General features: G+C 33.8%; 22 protein-coding genes. 4 read left to right on the top strand and 18 right to left on the bottom strand.

From position 1 onward, the window contains the following. The 18 genes from neuC to ACVBAX_RS08930 all read right to left on the bottom strand — a co-directional run bounded on the left by neuC (position 1) and on the right by ACVBAX_RS08930 (position 19,730). Positions 1 to 1,167 carry a UDP-N-acetylglucosamine 2-epimerase gene (gene neuC / locus ACVBAX_RS09015; protein WP_447116718.1) on the bottom strand — a complete coding sequence of 389 codons (1,167 nt, stop codon included), beginning with the start codon at positions 1,165 to 1,167 and terminating at the stop codon, positions 1 to 3. Continuing rightward, entirely contained in the window at positions 1,164 to 2,159 is a 996-nt protein-coding gene (neuB, locus tag ACVBAX_RS09010) for an N-acetylneuraminate synthase (RefSeq protein WP_447116717.1), read from the bottom strand. The genes neuC and neuB overlap by 4 nt, the downstream gene beginning before the upstream one ends. Beyond that, positions 2,156 to 2,800, bottom strand: a complete 645-nt coding sequence (locus ACVBAX_RS09005) for an acetyltransferase (RefSeq protein ID WP_447116716.1) — start codon at positions 2,798 to 2,800, stop codon at positions 2,156 to 2,158. Before ACVBAX_RS09005 ends, neuB begins: the two co-directional genes overlap by 4 nt. A 144-nt stretch (positions 2,801 to 2,944) precedes the next feature. Then, the gene (locus tag ACVBAX_RS09000; protein ID WP_447116715.1) at positions 2,945 to 4,165 is read right to left on the bottom strand and encodes a glycosyltransferase; all 1,221 of its coding nucleotides are present in this window, start codon (positions 4,163 to 4,165) and stop codon (positions 2,945 to 2,947) included. Positions 4,166 to 4,299: 134 nt separating this feature from the next. Continuing rightward, positions 4,300 to 5,337: a sugar phosphate nucleotidyltransferase gene (locus ACVBAX_RS08995; protein ID WP_447116714.1), complete on the bottom strand. Its 1,038-nt coding sequence runs from the start codon at positions 5,335 to 5,337 to the stop codon at positions 4,300 to 4,302. Between the two features lie 31 nt (positions 5,338 to 5,368). Continuing rightward, on the bottom strand, positions 5,369 to 6,538 hold the full coding sequence (locus tag ACVBAX_RS08990) for a LegC family aminotransferase (RefSeq protein ID WP_447116713.1): 1,170 nt from the start codon (positions 6,536 to 6,538) through the stop codon (positions 5,369 to 5,371). A gap of 11 nt (positions 6,539 to 6,549) precedes the next feature. Beyond that, positions 6,550 to 7,533: an NAD-dependent 4,6-dehydratase LegB gene (locus ACVBAX_RS08985; protein ID WP_447116712.1), complete on the bottom strand. Its 984-nt coding sequence runs from the start codon at positions 7,531 to 7,533 to the stop codon at positions 6,550 to 6,552. A gap of 186 nt (positions 7,534 to 7,719) precedes the next feature. Continuing rightward, entirely contained in the window at positions 7,720 to 8,799 is a 1,080-nt protein-coding gene (locus ACVBAX_RS08980) for a hypothetical protein (protein WP_447116711.1), read from the bottom strand. Further along, positions 8,765 to 9,979, bottom strand: a complete 1,215-nt coding sequence (locus ACVBAX_RS08975) for an O-antigen ligase family protein (RefSeq protein ID WP_447116710.1) — start codon at positions 9,977 to 9,979, stop codon at positions 8,765 to 8,767. Before ACVBAX_RS08975 ends, ACVBAX_RS08980 begins: the two co-directional genes overlap by 35 nt. A 21-nt stretch (positions 9,980 to 10,000) precedes the next feature. After that, positions 10,001 to 11,095 carry a glycosyltransferase family 1 protein gene (locus ACVBAX_RS08970; protein WP_447116709.1) on the bottom strand — a complete coding sequence of 365 codons (1,095 nt, stop codon included), beginning with the start codon at positions 11,093 to 11,095 and terminating at the stop codon, positions 10,001 to 10,003. Between the two features lie 206 nt (positions 11,096 to 11,301). Beyond that, positions 11,302 to 12,483 carry a glycosyltransferase family 4 protein gene (locus ACVBAX_RS08965; protein ID WP_447116708.1) on the bottom strand — a complete coding sequence of 394 codons (1,182 nt, stop codon included), beginning with the start codon at positions 12,481 to 12,483 and terminating at the stop codon, positions 11,302 to 11,304. A gap of 35 nt (positions 12,484 to 12,518) precedes the next feature. Beyond that, a complete protein-coding gene (locus tag ACVBAX_RS08960) occupies positions 12,519 to 13,424 on the bottom strand; it encodes an SDR family oxidoreductase (RefSeq protein WP_447116707.1) in 906 nt (301 codons plus the stop codon). Positions 13,425 to 13,452: 28 nt separating this feature from the next. Beyond that, positions 13,453 to 14,082 (bottom strand): sugar transferase, encoded by a 630-nt coding sequence (locus tag ACVBAX_RS08955; RefSeq protein ID WP_447116706.1) that lies wholly within the window; start codon positions 14,080 to 14,082, stop codon positions 13,453 to 13,455. 818 nt (positions 14,083 to 14,900) lie between these two features. Further along, the gene (locus tag ACVBAX_RS08950) at positions 14,901 to 15,269 is read right to left on the bottom strand and encodes a type II secretion system protein (protein ID WP_447116705.1); all 369 of its coding nucleotides are present in this window, start codon (positions 15,267 to 15,269) and stop codon (positions 14,901 to 14,903) included. A 234-nt stretch (positions 15,270 to 15,503) separates the two neighbouring features. Next, positions 15,504 to 17,324: a polysaccharide biosynthesis protein gene (locus ACVBAX_RS08945; protein ID WP_447116704.1), complete on the bottom strand. Its 1,821-nt coding sequence runs from the start codon at positions 17,322 to 17,324 to the stop codon at positions 15,504 to 15,506. A 119-nt stretch (positions 17,325 to 17,443) separates the two neighbouring features. Beyond that, the gene (locus tag ACVBAX_RS08940) at positions 17,444 to 18,208 is read right to left on the bottom strand and encodes a tyrosine-protein phosphatase (protein WP_447116703.1); all 765 of its coding nucleotides are present in this window, start codon (positions 18,206 to 18,208) and stop codon (positions 17,444 to 17,446) included. A 90-nt stretch (positions 18,209 to 18,298) separates the two neighbouring features. Next, on the bottom strand, positions 18,299 to 19,003 hold the full coding sequence (locus ACVBAX_RS08935; RefSeq protein WP_447116702.1) for a CpsD/CapB family tyrosine-protein kinase: 705 nt from the start codon (positions 19,001 to 19,003) through the stop codon (positions 18,299 to 18,301). Next, the gene (locus ACVBAX_RS08930) at positions 18,993 to 19,730 is read right to left on the bottom strand and encodes a YveK family protein (protein ID WP_447116739.1); all 738 of its coding nucleotides are present in this window, start codon (positions 19,728 to 19,730) and stop codon (positions 18,993 to 18,995) included. The genes ACVBAX_RS08935 and ACVBAX_RS08930 overlap by 11 nt, the downstream gene beginning before the upstream one ends. Before the next feature lie 192 nt (positions 19,731 to 19,922). Between ACVBAX_RS08930 and ACVBAX_RS08925 the strand changes: the two genes are divergently transcribed. The 4 genes from ACVBAX_RS08925 to ACVBAX_RS08910 all read left to right on the top strand — a co-directional run bounded on the left by ACVBAX_RS08925 (position 19,923) and on the right by ACVBAX_RS08910 (position 23,407). Beyond that, the gene (locus ACVBAX_RS08925) at positions 19,923 to 20,702 is read left to right on the top strand and encodes an SGNH/GDSL hydrolase family protein (protein ID WP_447116701.1); all 780 of its coding nucleotides are present in this window, start codon (positions 19,923 to 19,925) and stop codon (positions 20,700 to 20,702) included. 159 nt (positions 20,703 to 20,861) lie between these two features. Next, positions 20,862 to 21,917 carry a LysM peptidoglycan-binding domain-containing protein gene (locus tag ACVBAX_RS08920; protein WP_447116700.1) on the top strand — a complete coding sequence of 352 codons (1,056 nt, stop codon included), beginning with the start codon at positions 20,862 to 20,864 and terminating at the stop codon, positions 21,915 to 21,917. Between the two features lie 252 nt (positions 21,918 to 22,169). Beyond that, complete coding sequence (locus ACVBAX_RS08915; protein WP_447116699.1) at positions 22,170 to 23,087, top strand: HD-GYP domain-containing protein; 918 nt, start codon at positions 22,170 to 22,172, stop codon at positions 23,085 to 23,087. Continuing rightward, the gene (locus ACVBAX_RS08910) at positions 23,084 to 23,407 is read left to right on the top strand and encodes an 8-amino-7-oxononanoate synthase (protein WP_447116698.1); all 324 of its coding nucleotides are present in this window, start codon (positions 23,084 to 23,086) and stop codon (positions 23,405 to 23,407) included. The genes ACVBAX_RS08915 and ACVBAX_RS08910 overlap by 4 nt, the downstream gene beginning before the upstream one ends. The last annotated feature ends 43 nt before the right edge of the window (positions 23,408 to 23,450 follow it).

Below are 23,450 nucleotides of genomic sequence, written 5' to 3'. Positions count from 1 at the left end.
TTATCTCACCTCACAATCGTAGAATTTCTTTTTAAGCTCAATTTTACCGTTTGACAGAAAGTCTTTTACCACAGAAACTACTTTCTCTGAAGTGTTGCCATTTCCATATGGATTAATTGTATTTTTTACTTTTCTTTGAAACTCACTTGATAAAGCAATCTTAATTGCCTTTTCGATATCGTCTATATTAGGTTTACAATTGATGACACTATTTGCTTGTAGTCTACCTCTTTGACGATCACCTATGTTTATTGTAGGTATCCCAAAGCTCGGTGCCTCTAGTAGCCCACTTGAAGAATTCCCTATAACTAAAGTACAATATTTTAAAGCACTTAAGTATCTTGTCATGCCTAATGAGGTAAACGCAATAGCATGGTCATTTCCCTTTATATAGACATCAATCATTTTATTGATAATCCGACCGTTTGCATCCGCATTAGCTTTTGTAAAAATAAATTTCATATTCTGGTACCTTTTACAAACATCTAATAAAGCCTGAAACTGCTCTTCAGAATTTTCATCTTCAAGTGTTACTGGGTGAAATGTTATCATTGCATATGGTTTATCTAATAAGTACTGGATAGAGGACTCTAACTCGCTCTTAGTCATTAACTTTTGATTAAGAATATTCTCTATTCCTAAAGCACCGACAGAGAATACTCTGTCAGGCTGTTCTCCTAATTGAATAACACGCTTACGATATTCTTCTGTACTTGTAAAATGCAAATAACTTAGCTTTGTTATGGCATGACGAATAGACTCATCTAAAGCACCTTCTGTGGTTTCTCCGCCATATAGATGAGCTATAGGAATTTTCTGATTCATAGCCGCCATACAAACCGCTAATGTTTCATAACGGTCTCCAAGAACGATTAGCATGTCAGGCTTTAACCTTTCAAAATAATCCGCAAAACTTATCAAAGCTAAGCCCATTGATTTAGAAATGGCAGCGGGTGTATCTGCACTTAAAAGCATCTCTATTTTTTCATCAATGACTATACCATCTTGTTCAATTTCTTTATAGGTTAAGCCAAATTCTGGTGAAAGGTGTGCGCCCGTAACTACTACACGCACATCAAAATCTGCAACCTCGTATAATTTTTCAATGATTGGTTTTAAAAGACCATATTCCGCTCTAGTAGCAGTTAGTATACTTATCTTTTTCATATTTCAATCAGCTCATCTTCTTCAAAATCTCGAATAGCTTGTTTTCCAATTACCTCAAACCATTTCATTGGACTGATTCCATTACCAGGGCGTTTAACCGTAAGATTTTCTTCTGTAAAAATTTCACCTTTTTTGATGGTGCGGTTTGCAATTATACTTTTTCTAGCTATCGCCATATTTTTTGTTTCAGAAAATGCCGGTTTTTTTTCACCATTACCTATTGCCTTTTCCACATTCCGAATTGCACTTACCATTTCTTTCAACTCATCTGGCTCTAAACTCGCCTTATGATCCGGCCCTTCCATATTTCTATCAAGGGTAAAGTGTTTCTCGATCACAGTTGCTCCCATAGCAACAGCAGCAATTGGAATTTCAATCCCTCTTGTATGATCAGAATAACCAATGGGTACTTCAAACTCTGTATGGATTGTTTTCATAGCAGTTAAATTGACATCCTCAAAAGGAGTAGGATACTCTGTTGTACAATGAAGCACGGTTATTTCTCCTGCTCCATTTTCTATTAATACATCTAACGCTGCACGAATATCTTCCATCGTACTCATCCCTGTTGATAGGATTACAGGTTTGTTTAATTTAGCAATTTTCATTAAGTAAGGAAGATTTGTTATATCTCCTGATGGAATCTTCCATGTATTCATTCCTAAACTATTTAAAAAATCGATACTATCAAAATCAAAACCGGTTGAAAGGAATTCAATTTCTTTTGACTTGCAATAATTATTCAATTCAATGAATTCATCAAAGGACAACTCTAACTTTTTCAGCATTTCCAATTGACTTTCATCAGATTTTGTCAGTTGTTTTTGGTATTCTGCTTTACCAGCATTTTTAGAAGCAATATTTTTCGCTACAAATGTTTGAAATTTTATACAATTAACACCAGCATCCTTGGCGCTATCTACTAATTTTTTTGCAAGCTCTAAGCTCCCGTTATGATTTACGCCGGCTTCCGCAATAATGTATACACTCATTTCGATTTGACCTCCTTACACGGATTACCAAATGCAATGATATTATCCCTAATATCATTTAACACAATACTGCCCATTCCAATTACTGTTTTTGATCCTATCCTTATTTGCTGCTTTATGACGCTTTTGGCTCCAATATGCGTTTCTTTCCCAATTTGAACCTCACCACAAAGAATGGAACCAGGAGCAATATGAGCAAACTCTTCTATCACGCAATCATGCTCTATTAGTGCGAGCGAATTAATAATGGCACCATCATAAATAAAGGAACCAGCATTAATTACTGCATTCTTACCTATATAAATTCCATTTCCCATTTTCACATGACGACTTACAGTAGCAGAATGATCTATAATATTAGGGATTTCAAACCCTATTTCAATTAAGAGATTAAAAATTTTTATTCTAAGCTTCGGATCCCCAATACTCCCAATTGTCACGAAGGCATGTTTATATCCCTTGGCAAACAACTCAAAAAGATCTTCATCACAACCAATAACAGGGGTATTCATAATTTCTTTCCCTACATTTTCTTTCACATCAATTATACCTATTTCAGAGTACTCATCTAGTTCAAGGAGACTGTCTAGAACAGACTTACAATGCCCGCCACCGCCAACCAAGAGAATCCTTTTTGCCATCACATTCAACCTTCTTCATGTTATTCCCGTTAACTTTTGAACCAATCCATATATACCAAATAATTGAAATATATAATTTTCACAAAAAAATATAAATGAATAAACTTTCGAGTAGAATTTACCTCTATTTACTAATCAAAATACTTAACACTCCAAGTTCGTTTCTTTATCATTTATTTTAGATGAATCTTCGTCATAAACTATTTTCAAGAACAATTCTATCCATTTTTCACAAACAATATCTTTTGTAAACCTTTTCGATCCCTCAATTCCATTTAATGCCATTTGTATCCTTAACTCTTCATTCTCAATTATCTTTTTTATATTTGAAATAAAGGAGTCTAAATCAGAATTTGGAGAAATAATCCCATTTACATCAGACTCAATGATATCATGTACAGCTGAAAAACTTTCCATAACTATTGGTACGCAACCATATTGTTGTGCCTCTGTTATTGTCATTCCCCAGCCCTCAAAAGCAGAAGTCATTAAGAAAATTGAAGACTCTTTATAGAAAACTTCCGGTTGCCTTTTACCCAAAAACTGAATTCTTTTTAAATCCAACTTTTTTACCAATTTCAAATAGGATCTTAGGCTCCGTCCAAACCCAACAATGTCCAAACTCCAATCAGGATATTCTCCCTGTATCTTTTTCCAAGCCTTTAATATTAATGACAAACGCTTTGTTCTTTCGTCTAACCTTGAAACAACTAATATTTTCTTTTTCTTTTTTAAGATATCAGGTTCTGTAGCGAAATAATCAAACGACAAAGAATTTCCGATAGATATAAACTTATCGGTATTTATTATTTTGTATATATTTTGAAACTGTTTAAAATAGCTTTCAGATAATAACACTAAATAATCTGAGTACTCGTAGGCCTTTCGAAAATGATAACCAATACTTCTTGTATAAAGAAAATAAGTAATTGGGTAAATCATAATTAACATTAAAGCTTTTATTCTTCTAATAAAATGCTCATTGTAAAGCATTGACTCTTTCAAAAGAGTAAATACTCCGATTCTTTCATAACCAGGCTTACTATGCAGTGCAGATACAACTTTACAATTTGTTCCCTTTACTGCATCATGTGCTAATTTTGCAAATCTATACGCTTCTGGCACTAGTAATATATCAATATCCTTTTCCTTAATAACTTTATTTAAGTTGTCTATTGATAACTTTCTATCAGTGATTTCAGTAATATTTTTATTCTGACCATTGATAATCCTAAAGAAACAATAACACTCAAATCCCTCTTTTTTAGATATATAATCAGCCAATTGTATAGTTGTTCTAGATGCTCCTGAATCATTTATTTCAATATCTCGACTGTAAATAATCAAAATCCTAATATTTTTCACATTTGAGCCCCTTTAAAACCGAATTACATAAGCATGTTTTGAATGTAGCGTCGTTTGGAGTTTATAAAATTTAATTATGATAAACCTTCTTCAGTTTGTAGTCTTTTTTCAATACGTTGGTCCCCATATACTAATTATTCTAACCTTCTTCTCATTTTTTCCATTTCATCCAACTGCCCCATATCAAGCCATGAATGTTCGCTGATGGGATACACACCGATTTTCTCACCAGCTTTCTTATACTTTTCAATAATGTCTGGAAAACCTATTGATGTATTTTCTTCTAACTCATCAATTACTTTTGGTTCCACAATATACATACCGGTGTTTGTAAAAAAAGAGAATTCGGGTTTTTCCCTCATTTCTTCTATTTCACCATTTTCACTTATTTCAATTACACCATATGGGATTTTAATATTTTTTAGCGAACATACCATTGTAATTAGATTGTTTTCTTTTTTATGATACTCATAAATCTTTTCGTAATCTTCTTCAATAAGGATATCGCAGTTTGTTAAGATAAATGTGGTATTAATTTTACCTTTCAGTAGGCTTAACCCCCCACCCGTACCTAGCGGCTGATCTTCATCAGCATAATTCACCTCATAATTTTTATCAATCTCGTTGAAATATGCTTTAATCATATTCTTTTTATGATTTACAATTAGAAAGAATTGATCTGCTCCATATTTGTTAAAACGGTTAATAATATGTTCTACAATAGGTAAATCCCCTATAGGTATCAGAGGTTTAGGGAGAATCTTTGTATACGGGTATAATCTTGTACCTAACCCTCCTGCCATAACCACGACAGGAACATATAGGTTTTTAGAGTCGCTGATTTCCTCTTCATTTCGAAACACTATAGATACAATATCCTTGTACTCGTTTAGAACAGGCAATGCTTCTATAGATAGCTCACGCATAATTTCTTTTGCAGCTAACTTATCTTTTTCATTTAAAAATTTTGGGTTATAGTTGGCAATTTCTTTAACCCTTGCATCAAGATCACCCTTTTTTAGGATCCACCTTCTAATATCACCATCAGTAATTGCTGCAACAAATTGTCCTTGTCTCACAACAAACAGCACTTTCTTGGCTACTCTATCAAGTAATTCCATTGCTTCTAGCATTGTGGCTTCTTCGTCAATTAAGAAATCTTTAACATCCAACCTATTCACCTCTTAATAAAACTCTTTATGATTATTTCGCTGAATTCTTTAAGCAATCTACCACATATCGAACATCATCTATGCTTAAATTAGAACTGCATGGAATATTCACAACATGTTTTAAGTAGGTCTTTGCTTTTTCTATTTTGTATGTCTGATCGCCTAAATAAGGTTTCTGTTCACTGATTAGGCCCCAAATTGGTCTTACTTGAACCTTTTTTGTAGATAAATAGGTAATAATTTCATCTCTATTCAACGGATAATTTCCATCAACATATAAAGCGTAGAACCAATGATTGCTTCTTATATCTTTATTGAAATCGAGTATCGAAAGTCCCGGTATTTCTTCTATCATCTCTTTGTATTGTTTATAATTATCTGCCTTTGTTTGAATAAATGTCTCCAGTTGCTCTAATTGAGCTAATCCAAGTGCAGCCTGAAGATTTGTCATACGATAGTTATAACCAATTTCATCATGTGTATAATATAGCTCATCGCTTTTAGCTTGGGTTGTAAGATGCTTTGCACTTCTTAATAACTCTTCATCAGTGGAAACAATCATCCCACCACCGCCGGTGGTTATGATCTTATTTCCATTGAAGGAGTAAACACCCACTGTACCTATCGTCCCAGCAAATTTATTCCTATATTTCCCTTCAGTGTAATATGTTCCAATAGCTTCTGTAGCATCTTCAATAACCTTTAGATTAAATTTTGCCGCAGTCTCCATTATTTTTTCCATATCAGCCATATTACCGAATACATGGACAACGATAAGTGCTTTAATATGTTTCTTTGTCTTATTATTGATAAGCTTACCATCAATAAAACTGCATTGTTCCTGGCAAAATTCTATAAGCTTGTCCGCATCCATACAAAGAGAATCATCACAGTCCATAAAAATAGGTTCGGCACCAATATATTTGACTGGATTCACTGCAGCGATGAAGGTTAGTGTTGGTACAATTACTTCATCTTCCTTCGTTACACCACAAACTTGAAGTGCTATGTGTAAGCCGGAGGTACCGTTTTGAACAGAAACAGCCCCCTTTGCTTTCACATATTTAGCAGTTTTTTCTTCAAACTCATTAACATAGGGTCCACCCGTTGATACCCACTCTGTCTCCACAGCGTGAGTCACATATTCTAATTCTTTTCCCTTTAGATTTGGTACAGATAGAGGGATAAATTTTTGGCTCATATATTCCGCTCCTAAATGTTATAAATGTCTGTTTTATATTTATCTAAATTATGTTTAAAAAATTCAATTGTTTCTGCAAGACCTTGCTCAAAAGTATATTGTGGTGTCCAATTTGTCAGGCGTTTAATTTTCTCATTTGATCCTAACAATCTGTTTACCTCGCTATTTTCTGGTCTTAAACGTTGCTCATCACAAATGATTTTTGCATTTGGATTAATTTGCCTAATTAATTCTTCTGCAAGTTGACCTATTGAAATCTCCTGTTGTGTAGCAATATTAATTTCTTCACCAATTGTTTTTTCTGATTTTGCAATTTCAATAAATCCATTAGCCGTATCTTTTACAAAGTTAAAATCCCTAGTTGGAGTTAAAGAGCCAAGTTCAATTTCTTCTTTTCCTGCAAGTAATTGAGTAATAATAGTTGGAATCACCGCTCGTGCAGATTGACGTGGTCCATAAGTATTAAATGGTCTTACTATTGTAATTGGCATATTAAAGCTTCTATAAAAAGATTCTGCTAACCGATCTGCACCTATTTTTGTGGCAGAATATGGAGACTGTCCTTGATATGGATGATTCTCATCAATCGGAACGTATTGAGCTGTTCCATAAACTTCAGAGGTTGATGTAATAAGTAATCTAGATGTTTCTAATTCTCTCGCTGCCTGTAATACATTTAACGTACCTTTAATATTTGTATCAACATAAGTATCTGGTGAATGATAGCTAAAAGGAATAGCGATAAGAGCTGCTAGGTGATATACTTCATCCATTCCTTTAACCGCCTCTTTTACCCCATTAGGATCTCTAATATCTCCTGTAAATACTTCAACGTCTTTCATAATTTCCTTTGGAATTGTATCTAACCATCCCCACGAATTAAATGAATTGTAATATGCAAATGCTTTAACCTTATGGCCTTTCTTTATAAGTTCTTCTGTTAAATGACTACCGATGAAACCATCGGCCCCTGTTACTAATACTTTTTTAGACATGGACTTACCTCTCTTATTTAAATTATTAATTTTTTGTAACTTCCCTAGTATAACTCTCTCCTAAATTAAAATAGGTTTTGACATTAAAGTAATCTACATTTGAAATATATAAAGGTTTTTTTCAACAATCCATTTTTAGTTTTATTCTGTTGAGCAGTTATAGTTGCTATTCCTAAACAGTTATACTCAGTTTATTTGTTTCAAAAAGTTTTCAAGCTCCTCAATACTTTTTGGAATACAAACCTTATCTTTATCTCGATACAATGATTTTACATTTGTAAAGAATTCATAATTGATTTTAGGTAATGACTCTTTAAACAATGCAAATAGCAGGATCACGTATGGCTCTTTATCATATACTATCTTAGGAGTTAAGCAGGCAGTAGAATAGACAGATACTAAAATTTTATTATCTATATTTTCTATATTATTAATAATCACTTCAAACGGTAGAGAAGAATACATATAATTAACATTATTTTTAGTATCCTTATCTTTATTTAGTGGATGCATTTTCACGAGTAACTCACCCAATTTATCTATACCAGTAAAAAGATTCATAACATCATTCATGAATATGTTATTAGATCTTAATTTGTGTAAATTTTGGTCGAAAAAAATTAATCCTGCATTATTTATATCTGTAATCTCTTTGAGCGATGGATCAATTTTAAAAATGTAGTTAATGGATTCATTATTCGTCATGCTAAGTATCGGTTTCAAATGAATATTTTTATTATAATTTCTAATTAATTGTGTTTTATATATAAAAATTTCATCTATATTATCAATAAAATTATAAGAAAACTTCAATTTAAATAAGATTTCCCCAAGTTTATTCCTGTCTCTAAATACATTGTAATACGTAAATAATCCATCTTCATAAAATGACAATCTTACTTGGTTATTTTTCTTAAGATACTCATCATAAATTATTCGATAAGCCAGATTATCTGAAGGTATGAATAATTGGTCATACTTTATATTCGGTAATTCCTTTTTCAACGAATTACTAAAAAATAAATCATATGAGAGCAATAAATGGCCAACAAATTTATTTTTATTTTTTCTACTATATCTATTATTACAATTGATATAATAAATATTACTAACACCACTTAGTGTCTCTAATCTATTAATATATTGATCTAAATTAGAAAAGTTAAAAATAAAAATATCATTAACAGAATTAACATAATTAGTTTGAATTAAATTTATAGTATTAAATAAATTATACGGAGTGCCGACTAGAAATAAGTTTTTCATTATTTTTCACCTCGCTTATAATTGAGAATACATTACTAAAAATAATAAAGTTAAATAGTACACCTGAAGTCATAAAAGGTTGCGTATATGCTATAGCAAATCCTGAACCAATTATCAAAAGAGATATATATAATTCTATTCTAGAATTTCTTAGCTTAATAAAAATCACACTAATAAAAAAGAAGAAATATAATAAAAAATTTAACAACCCCAATAAACCAGAATGCAAGAGTATTTCTAAAATAAAGTTATGTGGATACGTTCTTGCGAAAACTTCTGTGGAGACATTTATTTCATATAAAAAACTATCACCCTTTCCGATTAAAATGTTAGATCTATTAAAAACTTCAATCCCATAATCAATCAACGTTTCTCGAGCGCTATCTTTATAACCACCATCAAATATTGTCAACGCCCTTTCCCACCCACTACTTATCCAACCATTTCCAAAATCCTTGCTAAAATTAAAAAATAACAAAGCTAATAGAATTATAATAGGTACATAGTATAAAGATTTATAGTTTACTAGCCTGTATCGTATTGTAATCAATATCATTACTAGAGCTTCTATTATTAATACGGCAAATGCAATTCTTGATCCAGAAAGAAAAATTCCGAGCAACATAATCCCCAAAAAAAGAAAATTTAGAACTGTGATAATTTTCTTTTTTCTCCCAAAAGTTATTATTTGGTAAACTATATAGGGTAAAGTTAATATGTTTAGTGCTGCTATATAGTTAATTGAACTTCCTGTGCTTGAAATACCTCTTAAATATCCCAATTGAGTATATTGATAAAAAGTACTTAAATTGTAATAAAGTAATACTACTATTAAAGCAACATAATATGCGTTTTTATTAGATAAGGAATCTTTCAGCAATAAATAACAAAATAGACCTATATAAATATTGAAATATATATATATATTAGATACCAAATTAAAATTTTCTATTAAGATATATTGAAGTATAAAGATAAATAAAATTGCATACAAAAAGTAAAGTGCAAAACTCAACGTTTTTTTATCATATTTTTTACTTGACTGCGCGTACATTATGCATATACATATAATAGCGATAAAGAAGCTACTCACTTTAGTTACTGATTGGAATGTAAGCATAAGTAAGACAAGGAAAAATATAGTGATAAATTTATTGTTATATCTTAATCTAATGTTCATTAGTCATTCCCCTAATTTATCCTAATATTCACCGTAGTAAATTTTCTCCAATTCCCTAACTGTATTATGAATATCAAATCCAGAATTGGAAATTTCGTCAAAAGTATCATAGTGCTTAGAATCCTTCAACATATCAACCGATTCAATTGCCCACTCCTTCGCATTTAAAGATAAAGGCAATTTCTTGACATTATTTATTAAAACTACTTCATTTGTAATTGATTCCGATATAACACATGGCACTCCAGCTGCCTGCGCCTCAATTAAAGTGAAGGGTAACCCTTCAAATAATGAAGGAAATAAAAATAAATCAAACGCCTGTAATAATTTAGGGATATCTGTTCTTACACCTAATAAATAAACAGCATCTTGTAAATCATATCTTGCAATTTCTTCTTTAATTTCTTTTTGTAATGGCCCATCTCCTACAAGTACCAAAATAGTATCCTTATTTGCTTCATGCATACCTTTAAATATTTCTAGTAAAAACTTGTGATTCTTTTGTGCAACAAATCTCCCTATATGTCCTATTACAAGTTTATTGTCTACTTTTAGTTCATTTCTTACTGTTTGTCTTATATTTTTATCAAATCTAAATTTCTTAGTTTCTATTGCGTTATTTATAACTTCAAACTGTCTGTTAGCATACATCCATTTACCTGCTAATTTTGAACAAGCTAACTTCTGAGTAGCAATTTCATTAGCATATGGCCTGAAAATATAATGTAATATTGAAGCAAGTTTAGTACTAGCATGTGTATTATGGGAATGAATAATTCGATTCTTTATACCATGATTCTTAGCAAAAATTAGAGGAAAGATGTATATTAAAGAATTTGCATGTACATGTATGGTCCTATATTCTGTATGTTCTTTAAAAAAGGAATTTAGAGCTTTTAAATTCTTGAAAAACTCCTTCGGAAACGAGGGCAAATAGTAGACTCTACCACCCAACTTTCTAATCTCATCAATATAAATATTATCTTCCGAAGTCCTTATTAAAAAATCAAACTGTATATTATCTCTATTTATTTCCCTATATACATTCATGATAAAAGATTCTGCGCCACCACTTTTTAAACCATCCAAAATGTGTAAAACTCTTATTTGTGTCATTACTAACTCCTATTTTTCCCTTTGGTATTTTCAGGTATCTTAAATATTGTTTGATAATATAAAGTTTTGCTATTATGTTCTTAGAATATATTTCAGATAATTTTACCGATACCTTAAACGCAGAAGTAAATAGCAATATAATAATTTTGAAGATAACCTGAAGTTTATATTTCTATTGTGTACCGGAAATTATCTTGTACTAAAAATTAATTAGATTTCTCCCTAACACTTTCATATATATTGGTCATTATTCTATTTACATTACTAACATCATAATCTTTTACAATTTCTAAATTCTGTTGGCCCATTTTTTTTCTTAAATTCGGATTTTCAATCAGTTTTTTCAACGCAAAAGCAAAGCTCTCTACATCTGTTGGGTTACATGTATAACCAGTTACGGTATCATCAGAATAGTCTACAATCCCATGAATATTTGACGTTACCATGGGCAGACCAGAAGCCATAGCTTCCAATGCTGCCAAGCCAAGCCCTTCACGTTTCGAAGGAAAAGCAAATACATCGGAAGTCTTACAAATCTCAGCTATATCATTTCTAAAACCTAAAAGCTTTATTTGTTTTTCTAAACCAACTTCTTGTGATAAATTCCTTAAATAATTTTCCAACTTTCCCTGGCCACATATAACATAATAAACATTTGAATTATTTAACTTTGAGATAGCCCTTATAATTGTCTCATGATTTTTATTCCTATTTAACTCCCCAACTGATAGAACAACAAAAGCGTTCTCAGGGATGTCTAATTCGTCACGTTTATTTATTCGGTCAAAGGTCAAATCACTAAATTTATTAGTATTAATCCCTACCCCTGGAATATATTCAATTCTTAGCGCCTTAAATGAATTCTTAGCCCTGTTGTAATCCTCATTATTAATAGTGATAAGTACATCTGTATATCTCGCTAACCATCGTTCAACTGGATAATATACCAACCAGTTTTTTAAAGGAGCCCCCTTAAAAAAATGAAATCCATGAGCAGTATAAAATACCTTTGTTCCTTTTTTTCTAACTTTGCGTGCCGCTAATCTAACAAGCATAGCTGCTATAGGAGTATGGCAATGAATTATTTCGAATGAACTGCACTCTATCAGTCTTTTAATTTTTTTGTATGCATTTAAATTACTCCTACTGAATGGATTTCTATTGAAATTCACTTCATTGACTATAATATCCTTTCTCTGTAACTCGGATTTAAATTCCTTTACCCTTTCTTTCGAAGTATTATTTCCTGTTTCAAAATTTGCAGCAATATGAACGTTATATGATTTCTGTAGTATATTAATATCGTTCATACAGAATTGATCCAAAGTCGAAGCTACAGTTGTTACCACTAAAGCTTTCTTTTTAAAATTCCCTTTAGTATTTTTCATTTTAAAATCTCCTATTAGATTCTATGCTGATGGAATTATCTCTCTAATTTAGACTTTCGAATATATTCTAGTACCTCTATTTTTATCCCCTCTTCAAATTTCATAGGGTTATATCCAAAATCATTTGTAGCGCTATTATGTGAATAACTTCTGTCTTCCCCCATTCTCTGGACTCTCTCGATATAATCAATTTTTCCTAATGTCATAGTTTTAAGAACCCTCGCCATCAACACACCTAGATTCAAGGGTATATTGATGTAGATTGTCTTTTTATTAAGTTCTTTACTTATTAATTTGAATGCATCAATCATTTTAATTGGCCTTTCTCCTGATAGATCATAAGCTTTACCATCAGTTTCTTGCGGAGAAATTAATACAGTGAAAAATGCCTTACCTAAGTCTCTAGCATTGACTGGCTGGATTAAACTATTTCCACCATTGAAGACAGGCATAATTCTAAGTTTATCTACCATCTTAATAAACTTACTCATGTTTCTATCACAAAGATCTCCATATATCATAGAAGGTCTCAGAATTGTAATATTTGTTGGACACTCAGGATCACTTTTTAGCTCTTGAATCTTTTGTTCTATTTTTTTATATCCTTCCGAGGCATACTTAAATTCCGAATAAATTCCTGTGGTGTGTACTAATATAGTCCTCTTTACTTCATTCCTAATAGCAGATTGAACTATCATTGGTGAATGGTGAATATTATAGATGTGCATTACCGTTTCAATACCATTCATCACACTATCAATAAAGTCTAGATTATCTAAATTTCCTACAACCTTTTCTATGTTTAAGCCGCTCTTATCCAAAAGAGAAGTATCGGATGTTTCCCTAACAATACAGCGTATAGAACCTTCATATTTATTATTAATAAGTTCTTGTAAAAAGTATTTCCCCGTATGACCAGTGATTCCGGTGACTAAAAGCATTTCAACACCTCTATTACTCTATTTACTCTCATGAAGTTTCTGTCTCCTTAGTACTCGCAACTTCCTTCTTAACACCAGTTCCACCTTCAACAACCCCGTCACTCTTCACTACACTAACTATGGTCCCGAAGAAGCACTTTACATCCATCCAGAGGCTAATCTTCTCAACGTAATCCCCATCCAACTTCGCCTTCACTTCAATAGGAAGCTCGTCTCTACCATTAATCTGTGCCCAACCAGTTAATCCAGGTGGTACATCATTAGCACCATACTTATCCCGTTCAGCAATCAGATCATACTGATTCCATAGTGCTGGTCTTGGCCCAATAATACTCATCTGTCCCACAAAAATATTCCAAATCTGTGGAAGCTCATCAAGTGAGGTTTTTCTCAGGAATTTACCCATCTTTGTGATATACTGTTCTGGATTACCTAATAAGTGAGTTGGAGTGTCCTTCGGTGTATCTATTCTCATAGTACGGAATTTTAATATGTTAAAATGAGTCTTGTTGATTCCTACACGTTTTTGCTTAAACAAAACGGGGCCTCTTGAATCCATCTTAATAGCAATTATTAGAATCAAAAAAATGGGGGATAAGACAATAAGTCCTATTAAGGAAAGAATAATATCTATCAATCTTTTAACCTTCATATACATCCAGCTACACTCCTTAAAGTTTTGTTCTTTAGTAGATTAGGACTTAATTAGAATCTCTTATTCCTGAATTCCAACCAACTACTAAACCACTAAAACTTATCTATATCTGATAGCCACCTCGTAATATCTATTCAATCTACCAAGCAAATACGAAATAGATATTCACTGTTTTAGCGCTACAATCCGAGTTTCTTCCTATTATATATACCATTCAATCAATCTATAAATCTCACTAAAAGCGCCTCAAACCCTTATCCCGCAAGGTATCTAGCACTCAATCTAAGTACGATACTCAGTTCCTTAACTCCATTCAATGTTTCCCCATATTTTAGGTTGCTGAAAAGCCCGTCAAACCAACGTTTTCCAAATTCAAAACATCTGATTTTACCCGTTTTATCTTTATATACTAACAAAATGGCAGTATGTTCCATAGATAAATCCTATATATTGTATGTTTTCATGATTTTTCGCTGATTTCAACGCAATATGTTGTGGTTATCTCTTAACCATTCTGACTCCCATAACTTCATTCAATATTTTTCCATATTTCAGGTATTAAAAAACCCCGACAAACTCAATCTTTCCAGAGCTCATTTTTATAAAAACGATCAGGTTATCTATTACAAAAAAAACATGACCATTATACGCAAATAAATAACCTCGTATATAGTAGAATTCTCTGAACCTCAAAGATTATGCATACTTTAGCTGGTACAGGTCTAAACACCTATCCAATTCCTTAAAATCAAGCACTCGATCATACTACAAAACAAATTAACAAAGATAATCCTCTAACTTCATCAAAGAAGTTATTACTTCTATAAAAACGGAACATCCCCATCTTCATTCTCTCCACCAGAATGAATGCTACATAATATCTCACCATCTTTATAGATAACAACTCCATGTTCAGGACATATCTCAACATCATAATTATTAACATATTCAGTAAACACAACCAATGAGTCTGGAATCCCCTCTAGCTGAATATAAGTTGTATAATTATTCCTCAACTCTAAACGATTAGCTATGCAAACCTCTTCTTTAGCCTTCTCTAACAACTCAACTATACTTGGAACTGCAATCATTGCAACAATTCCTAATATTACAATGGTGACCAGTAATTCAATCAATGTAAGTCCTTTTTCTTTCAACAAATTCATGGTTGTCTTCTTCTTAGAGGTCATATAAAAACACCTCCATGCACTAATACAAATTAAGCTTTTCCAAATAAATATTTCAAGGGCATCAAACCCCACCTCACACCATACCCATGACAACAATCGTGTCTAAGGTGTTTCCACCCACAGCATAGCCGAGTGCCTCCATTGATAACGGTAAGGAGACATCACCAAAATATTTTTCACAAAAATATTCTAGATACACCAGCAAATTCGGTATATCTAGAATAAAGAATCATTCTAACTCACAAACACACTCTCTTGAACACTCTTCTTATTCGCCAACCCCAAAACATACTCCTGAATCTCCAAAGAAGTCATCTGAACAAACCCATTAATCAAATAATCAACCTCATCATATCCACCCAAAACAGCCTTACCAATAAAAATCTTCGGAAACACCGCTTCACTATGAACTTCATTCTCCCCAAGAAGCTCTTCATACATCTTCTCTCCTGGGCGAATTCCTGAGTATTGAATCCCGATTTCTTCTATTCTATATCCCGATAATTTAATAAGGTTTTTCGCCAGATCAACAATCTTCACCGGTTCACCCATATCAAGAACAAAAATCTCTCCACCACGAGCTAAGGCACCTGCTTGCATCACCAGTCTCGAAGCCTCAGGAATCGTCATAAAATAACGAGTCATATCAGGATGAGTCACTGTCACCGGGCCACCAGCTTGAATCTGCTTTTTAAATAACGGAATCACGCTTCCACGACTACCGAGTACATTCCCAAATCGCACAGCCACAAATTTTGTCTCGCTATGTTGTGCCAAATGTTGTATGACCATTTCTGCAATCCGCTTCGTGGAGCCCATCACATTAGTTGGATTTACTGCTTTATCAGAAGAAACAAGCACAAACGTTCCAACTAAAAACGTATCTGCTGCTTCAGCCACATTTTTTGTACCAATGACATTGTTTTTCACAGATTCCTTTGGATTGTACTCCATTAATGGAACATGCTTATGTGCTGCTGCATGATATACCACATCTGGTCGGTGTAGTTCCATCACTTCGAAGATACGATGACGATCTTGAATATCTGCGATAATCGGAATGATTTCAAACTCATTTTGGTTTTTGTTTCGAAGTTCCATATCAATCTGATAAATGGAGTTTTCTCCGTGTCCTAATAACAAAAGCTTTTTTGGCTGAAATTTACTTACTTGTCGGCAAATCTCTGAACCAATTGATCCGCCAGCTCCTGTGACTAGAATGGTATTGCCTGTAATCTTTTTCGAGATACTTTCCATATCAAGCTCGACTGGGTCACGACCAAGTAAATCTTCCACTTCTACATCACGGAATTGTTTTACAGAAACTCGTCCGATCATAACATCTTCCACTTTAGGCATAATTACTGTTTTTGCCTTGGTTTTTGCACATTCCTGGAAAATGCTATTCATTTCTTTTTTACTAAGAGATGGAATGGCAATGATCACTTTATCAATATTCCACTCTTCTACTGCTTCTTGAATATTCACTGATGTCCCAACAACAGGTATTCCATGTATATCAAGCTTTAGTAGGTGGGTATTATCATCAATAAAAGCTACTGGAACAATTCCAGCATCTTGATTATTTAATAATTGACGTGCAAGTAGAGTCCCCGCTGCTCCTGCGCCAACGATGAGCGCTCTTTCTTGTTCATTTTTCGGCTTAATATAACGATCTCGGTATACTCTCCATGAAAACCTTGAGCCACCGATTAGTAATACATGCATCATCCATGCAAGAGATAACGCCCTTACATAGACGTCCTGAAATAAGATTAATTGAACAACTGCTGCTGACATCACCGCAAAGCTCACGGCTTTTACAATAGCTACTAGTTCTCCGACACTCGCATACTGCCAGGCCTTTTGATATAAACGATAATATGATGCAAAGATATGATGGCTAACCAGTAAGGTAACGGAACTGATCAATAGGGTCTTGTATGTAAAGACCTGGACTGTCGGATGGAGTATGATATAGCTTATATAGATGGCTGTTAAAACGATGAGTGAGTCTAGCATGGTTAAAAACGTTAACCTTTTTTGAAAAGACAATCGTACCCTCCCCTTTCTAAATATTTGCTCGAAGCACCGCTTTAAAGTGTTATGAGCATAAAAATATCTAAGAAAAGACATATATTCCATATATTTTTTCTTAGATATTTGGCTTCCAATTAAAAGATTCCTAGAAATTTCTTCACTTTCACTTTTTCAGGAATCTCTTTCATCACATTCTTTCCTTCAATTAATAGTTCAGCATTTTCCGTATAGAAGTAGACCATATCGTTTCCGAACTTAGACTCCACGATATCAAGGGCATCCATCATCTTAAATGTTCGATTGTTCACATTATGTGCATCCGATGCTAGAAAATGAGTAAGATTCGCCTCGATCAGCTGTATAGAAAACTTCTGTATTTTCTTCCCGAAATATCCTGCTACACTTGAAGCTGTTACTTGAGTAAGAGCCCCTTTCTTGACGAGGTTGTATAAAATATCCGGATTCGTGATGATTTCTGTGTTACGTTCTGGATGGACGATAATCGGTATTAATCCTTTTAGCTGAATATCAAATAGTAATCGATCGGTATATCTAGGAACATGACCTGAAGGGAGCTCCACGAATACATATTGAGTTTGATTTAAAGGGAGAATATGAATAAGCTCATCTTCTTCTAAAAATTCACCAAAGATTCTCGTTTCCTGGCCAGGGAGAATAGTTAAGGGAATTTGTTGCTTCTGAAGCACCTCATTCAAATCGGTTACCTCTTCGAAAATCGTTTGCTTATTGTTATCGTATCGCCCATTTTTATGATGGGGAGTAGCGATAATTGTATCAATACCTTCTTTTACCGCTTCTCTTGCCATTGCAACGGACTCGCTTATATCCTTTGCTCCATCATCAAGTGATGGGAGGATGTGACAATGGATATCAATCATATCATTCACTACTCTCCGAATATTTTAATCTGAGATTTCCCAATACCGATACACATCATACCATGTACCTAATAAACTGGCAATTAACTCCTATTTGCCACCATAATAGTAATAGTATTGAGATTGGTCTTGCTTCTTATTGTTTAATATAACCCCTAATAACTTGGCTTTTGATGTGGTTAGCTGTTCTTTCGCTTTTACCGCATTTTCTTTTTCTGTGAAACCTGATGAAACAACTAGAACCGTTCCATCACACTTATTCGCTAATAGCTGAGCGTCTGTTACGACTAATACAGGTGGTGTATCAAATATTACCAGATCATACACTTTTAAAGCTGTCTCCAAAAACTCATCCATGGAACGTGAGCTAAGTAGTTCGGATGGATTCGGGGGAATTGGCCCACAAGGTAACACATATAAATTTGATGTATCAATTTGTGTTACGGCATCATTTAAGTCGGATTGCTTGGTTAGTACAGTTGTTAGCCCGAATGTATTCGTAATGCTAAAAGTATAGTGAACGGTTGGTTTTCTCATATCCGCGTCGACCAGCAGGACTTTATTTCCCTGTTGTGCGAACACAGTTGCTAAATTGGCTACAGTCGTAGATTTCCCTTCTCCAGGTCCAGATGAAGTAACCATTAACGTTCGGATTTCATTATCTATTTGTGAAAATTGAATATTGGTACGAATTGTACGATATTGCTCTGATACAGGTGACTTCGGATCGTTCTTTACCACGAGCTTACGTTTAAAGTCCGACACCTTTGTTTTTTTCTCTTTTTTAAACGCCAACTCTCTCACCTCTTGTACGTGTTTTACTCGAACGGCTTGTTTCTGGCACTGTTTCTTGAATCGTTGGGATGGCACCAAGTACTGGTAGTCCTAGTGTTTGCTCAATATCCTGTTCTGTCTTGATTGTGTTATCAAGGTATTCCATTAGAAACGCTAGCCCAACACCGATCATTAACCCTACGACAAGGGCAATAGCGATATTCATTAAAGGCTGGGGCTTAATCGGAGATTGATTATCTATTACCACTGCTTTTGCCAGAATACTCACGTTATCGACATTCATGATGTTTTTAATTTCTTTTTGGAAAACAGATGCTGTCATATTCGCAATATCTGCCGCAAGATTAGGATCTGAATCTTGTACAGAAATGTTTACAACTTGTGAGTTTTGCTCACTTTGTACGGTAATCTTTCCATTTAACTGGCCTGTTGTCATATTCAAATCTAATTCTTTAATAACTAAATCTAGTATCGCTGGGCTTTTAATAATAACCGTGTACGTATTGATTAGCTGCAGGTTCGTTTGCACTTCTCCTACATTATAAGCGGCTTGATCATCCTTTGACTGGTTGACAAGAATTTGCGTTGAAGCTTGGTAAATCGGAGTAAGGTAAAAAAAGCTAATTAATCCACTTATCGTTGCAAATAGAATCGTAATTAAAGCTATTAAACTAAGACGTTTTTTTAACGTTAGAAATAGTTCTTTTAAACTTATTGTCTCTTCCATCATATCCTCCTAAAATGAAAAACTCATAGTATTATATCATATATTGTTGTAAAATCTGGTGTTTTTTGTCATACTTTATATGATTTTGTTGAATCATTTTTTCGTCTTTCTTAATCATAACGATTTTTTTATAAAATCCTAGTACTCTTTTTAAATTGACAGCAATTAACAAATCAATAGGAGTGATTAACTTTGCGAGCCTTTTTTACTACTATGATTGGACTTTTATGTTTGATTTTACTTATTCTCGGGAACTTACATTGGCAAAAGAAAATCGAAGTAACAGGAAGTGGTTCAAGTCAACAAGCTACTGTTTCAGAGGAAGGTTCGGAAGCATTCGCGCAAGTGGAGCCAGTCCTAGATTACACAAACAATTGGTCTGAGCAAGAAAAAATGCATTTCCAAACTGCTCTATCTGAAAATCGTCCCTATCATATTCTTATTGTTGGATCAGAACAACTAGGTGAAGGTGAATCTTCTTGGCCTATTTTATTTCAGAATGAAGTGGTAGCTACATATGGAGAAAATGTTATTTCTATTGAATCAAGGACCTACACAGAAACTACATCAGAGTTTGTTGAATCTGGAAAGCAAGCAGAATTTATTGCGAATCAAGCAGACCTGATTATCTGGGAGCCTTTTATCTTAAGTGATAATGCGGTAGTTCCGATTGAAGCGACCCTAGAGAATATCTCATCTGTGATTAATGAGGTAAAAGAATCGAATCCGAATACAACATTTATTCTCCAGCCTCCAAATCCCTTGTACCAACCAAAGCTATATAAAACACAAGTAGAGGAGTTAAAAGCATTCGCTGAGGCACAAGGAATACCTTATCTTGATCACTGGACAAGTTGGCCTGATCCTATGTCTGAGCAGATACGGGAGTACTTAAATGAATACAATCAACCGAACGAAAAAGGACATCGCGTATGGGCAGATTATTTACTCGGGCGGTTTATTAGCCGATAAATAGATAGACAGTAGATAATGGTATCTGCTGTCTTTTTTTGTATACTTCTATATTTCTAGAACATTTATCCTGTTTATCCAACAAAATCCTCTATTTTCTCTTATATATGGTAAGATAGAAGTAGTTATTTTTCATAGATTAGGAGGATTTGTCAAAAAATGAAGAAAAAAGTCGTATCTCTTACGTCCGCTGTTCTACTAACTTCTACCTTTGCCACTCAAGCACTTGCTAGCACCTATACTGTCCAAAAAGGAGATACCTTGACTCGTATTGCAGTGAAACACAATACCACTGTCTCGTCATTAAAATCCTTAAATCAGTTATCTACTGATATGATTTATATTAACCAGGTTTTAAAGGTGGTCGAAGCTTCATCTCCTACTCAAACCGTACAGACTCCAGTTGTTACACCAACCACAACTGAAGTAAAAACCCATACTGTTGTAGCTGGAGATAGTTTAAGCAAGATTGCTCGAATCTATAATATTTCTTTAAATGATCTCAGAAAATGGAATAACCTAACAAATAATTTAATTTATCCTGGACAGAAGTTTGTGGTATCAGCCCCTTCTAGTACAGTAAGTTCACCTGTTACTGCACCTGTTGTTTCTACACCAGCGCCAGTTACACCAGTTGTTACGACCCCAACAACTACTCCATCTGTAAGCGAATATATTGTAAGAAGCGGTGACTATTTAGGGAAAATTGCTCCACAGTTCGGGCTAACGGTCCAAGAATTAAAAACACTTAATGGACTAACTTCTGATCGGATTTATGTTGGTCAAAAATTACTAGTAAGTAAGGCGGGTGCTTCAACCCCACCTACAGAAGCGGTAACAACTCCAACACCTACGGCTACACCAGTGGTTGATTTTGCAAAAACTCTGATGGGAATTCCTTATGTTTGGGGAGGAAGCACTCCTTCTGGCTTTGACTGCAGCGGCTTTATTCATTATGTTTTCAATCAGACTGGAACGAAGATTGGACGCTATTCTACCGAAGGTTACTATAGTCGCTCCTATTATGTAGACCAACCTCAAGTTGGTGACCTAGTATTCTTTGAAAATACATACAAAGCTGGTATCTCCCATATGGGAATTTACCTAGGAAACAATGAGTTTATTCATGCAGATGGTACGAAGGGTGTTATGATTACTAGCCTTGACAACTCGTATTATAAGCAACGATTTGATGGGTTTAAGAGATTTTACTAGAAGCTTCAGAAAGCACCTCCTATATATAACGGAGGTGTTTTTCTATACGATCAATTATATGAATATTCACAAACTTTTTAAAAAGGAATTATATTCCTACTTTCCTACATGATTTTTTTTCTATATAATGGATTTGTGATTGTTTTTCCCTAGTAGATTGGAAGTTTTTTAAAGTTATACTATTAAAAAATAGGAATCTTCTCCGATGTAATATAGTAGCATAAGTATTTTTACTAGAAATGAGGATTCTCAATGATTACTATAAATGAAAAGGATTTTATTGAGACTGTACAAATGAAAGGTTTACAGGTTTCATTGGTAGCCTCTAGTAACACCGCAGAGATTATTCACCATAGACTTGAACATGGTGCTAATTGGGCTTTAGGGCCAGAAGAAGGGTGGAATGCATTAGAATACTTCTTAGTACTTAAAGGTGAACTTAAGACATTCCCTCAATATGAAAAATACAGCTCTATTAAAGCTGGAGATTCTTTTCTAAGGCATCCAGTTAGAGATCATTATACCTTTCAGGCAGTTGGTACTACTGAGTTTATATATGTTTCTTCTCAACCTATCTTTCATAGATATAGCAAAACTGTTACAGATATGGTTGAATTGGTTCGCTCGATTGAAGCAAAAGATGGTTATACGATGAATCACTGTACAAGAATTACAAGGTTATCCATGATCCTTGGTGAGTCACTCGGCTTGGATTCCGAGCAAATACTGAGGTTAAATCTTGGCTCTTTTTTCCATGACATTGGGAAGGTGAAAATTCCGGATGAAATATTAAAAAAACCTGGAAAGCTCACACCTGAGGAATGGTCAATCATGAAAAAACATCCGACTTACGGAAGGACTATATTAGAGGAATGTACTATTCCAGTTGTTGGATCTGCAGGTCTAATCGTTGAACAGCATCATGAAAGATTTGATGGCAAGGGTTATCCACATGGACTGGCTGGTGATGAAATATCTCTTGAAGCATCCATCATTTCCGTAGTGGACTCTTATGATGCAATGACAACCGACCGAGTCTATCAGGAACGTAGATCTCCTGATTATGCATTTAACGAATTATTACAATGTCGTGGCACCATGTATCACCCTGATGTTGTTGATAAGTTTATAGAATTAAAAGATACTATTTTAGGAGTGAAAGAACAGTGAAAAAAGTATTATTATCAATGGTAGCTGTATTGATTTTGGCAATTAGTGTTGCTGTTTCACCTGCGAAGGCAGCTTATTTACCAGAATATGATCAATATGTAGAAGTTTCTTATGAAGAAGCTCGTGCTATTGCCGATTTACTAGGCTTAAAGGATGTTCCGCTAGGTGAGGAAACTGCTAGAATTTCGTTTGAAGTACAAGAAGCGATGATTGCTAAAATTGAGACAATTATTAATAAAGAAATTGATCACTACTATATTTGGTTAACAGTAAATGGACAACCTGTATTAGGAATTGATCCCCCGATTGTATTAATTTAATCACAAGGAAAAAGCTGACTAATCTCTCTGTTAGTCAGCTTTT

The organism is Robertmurraya sp. GLU-23, from assembly GCF_052983275.1.
This window is presented reverse-complemented; position numbering and strand designations above follow the sequence as displayed.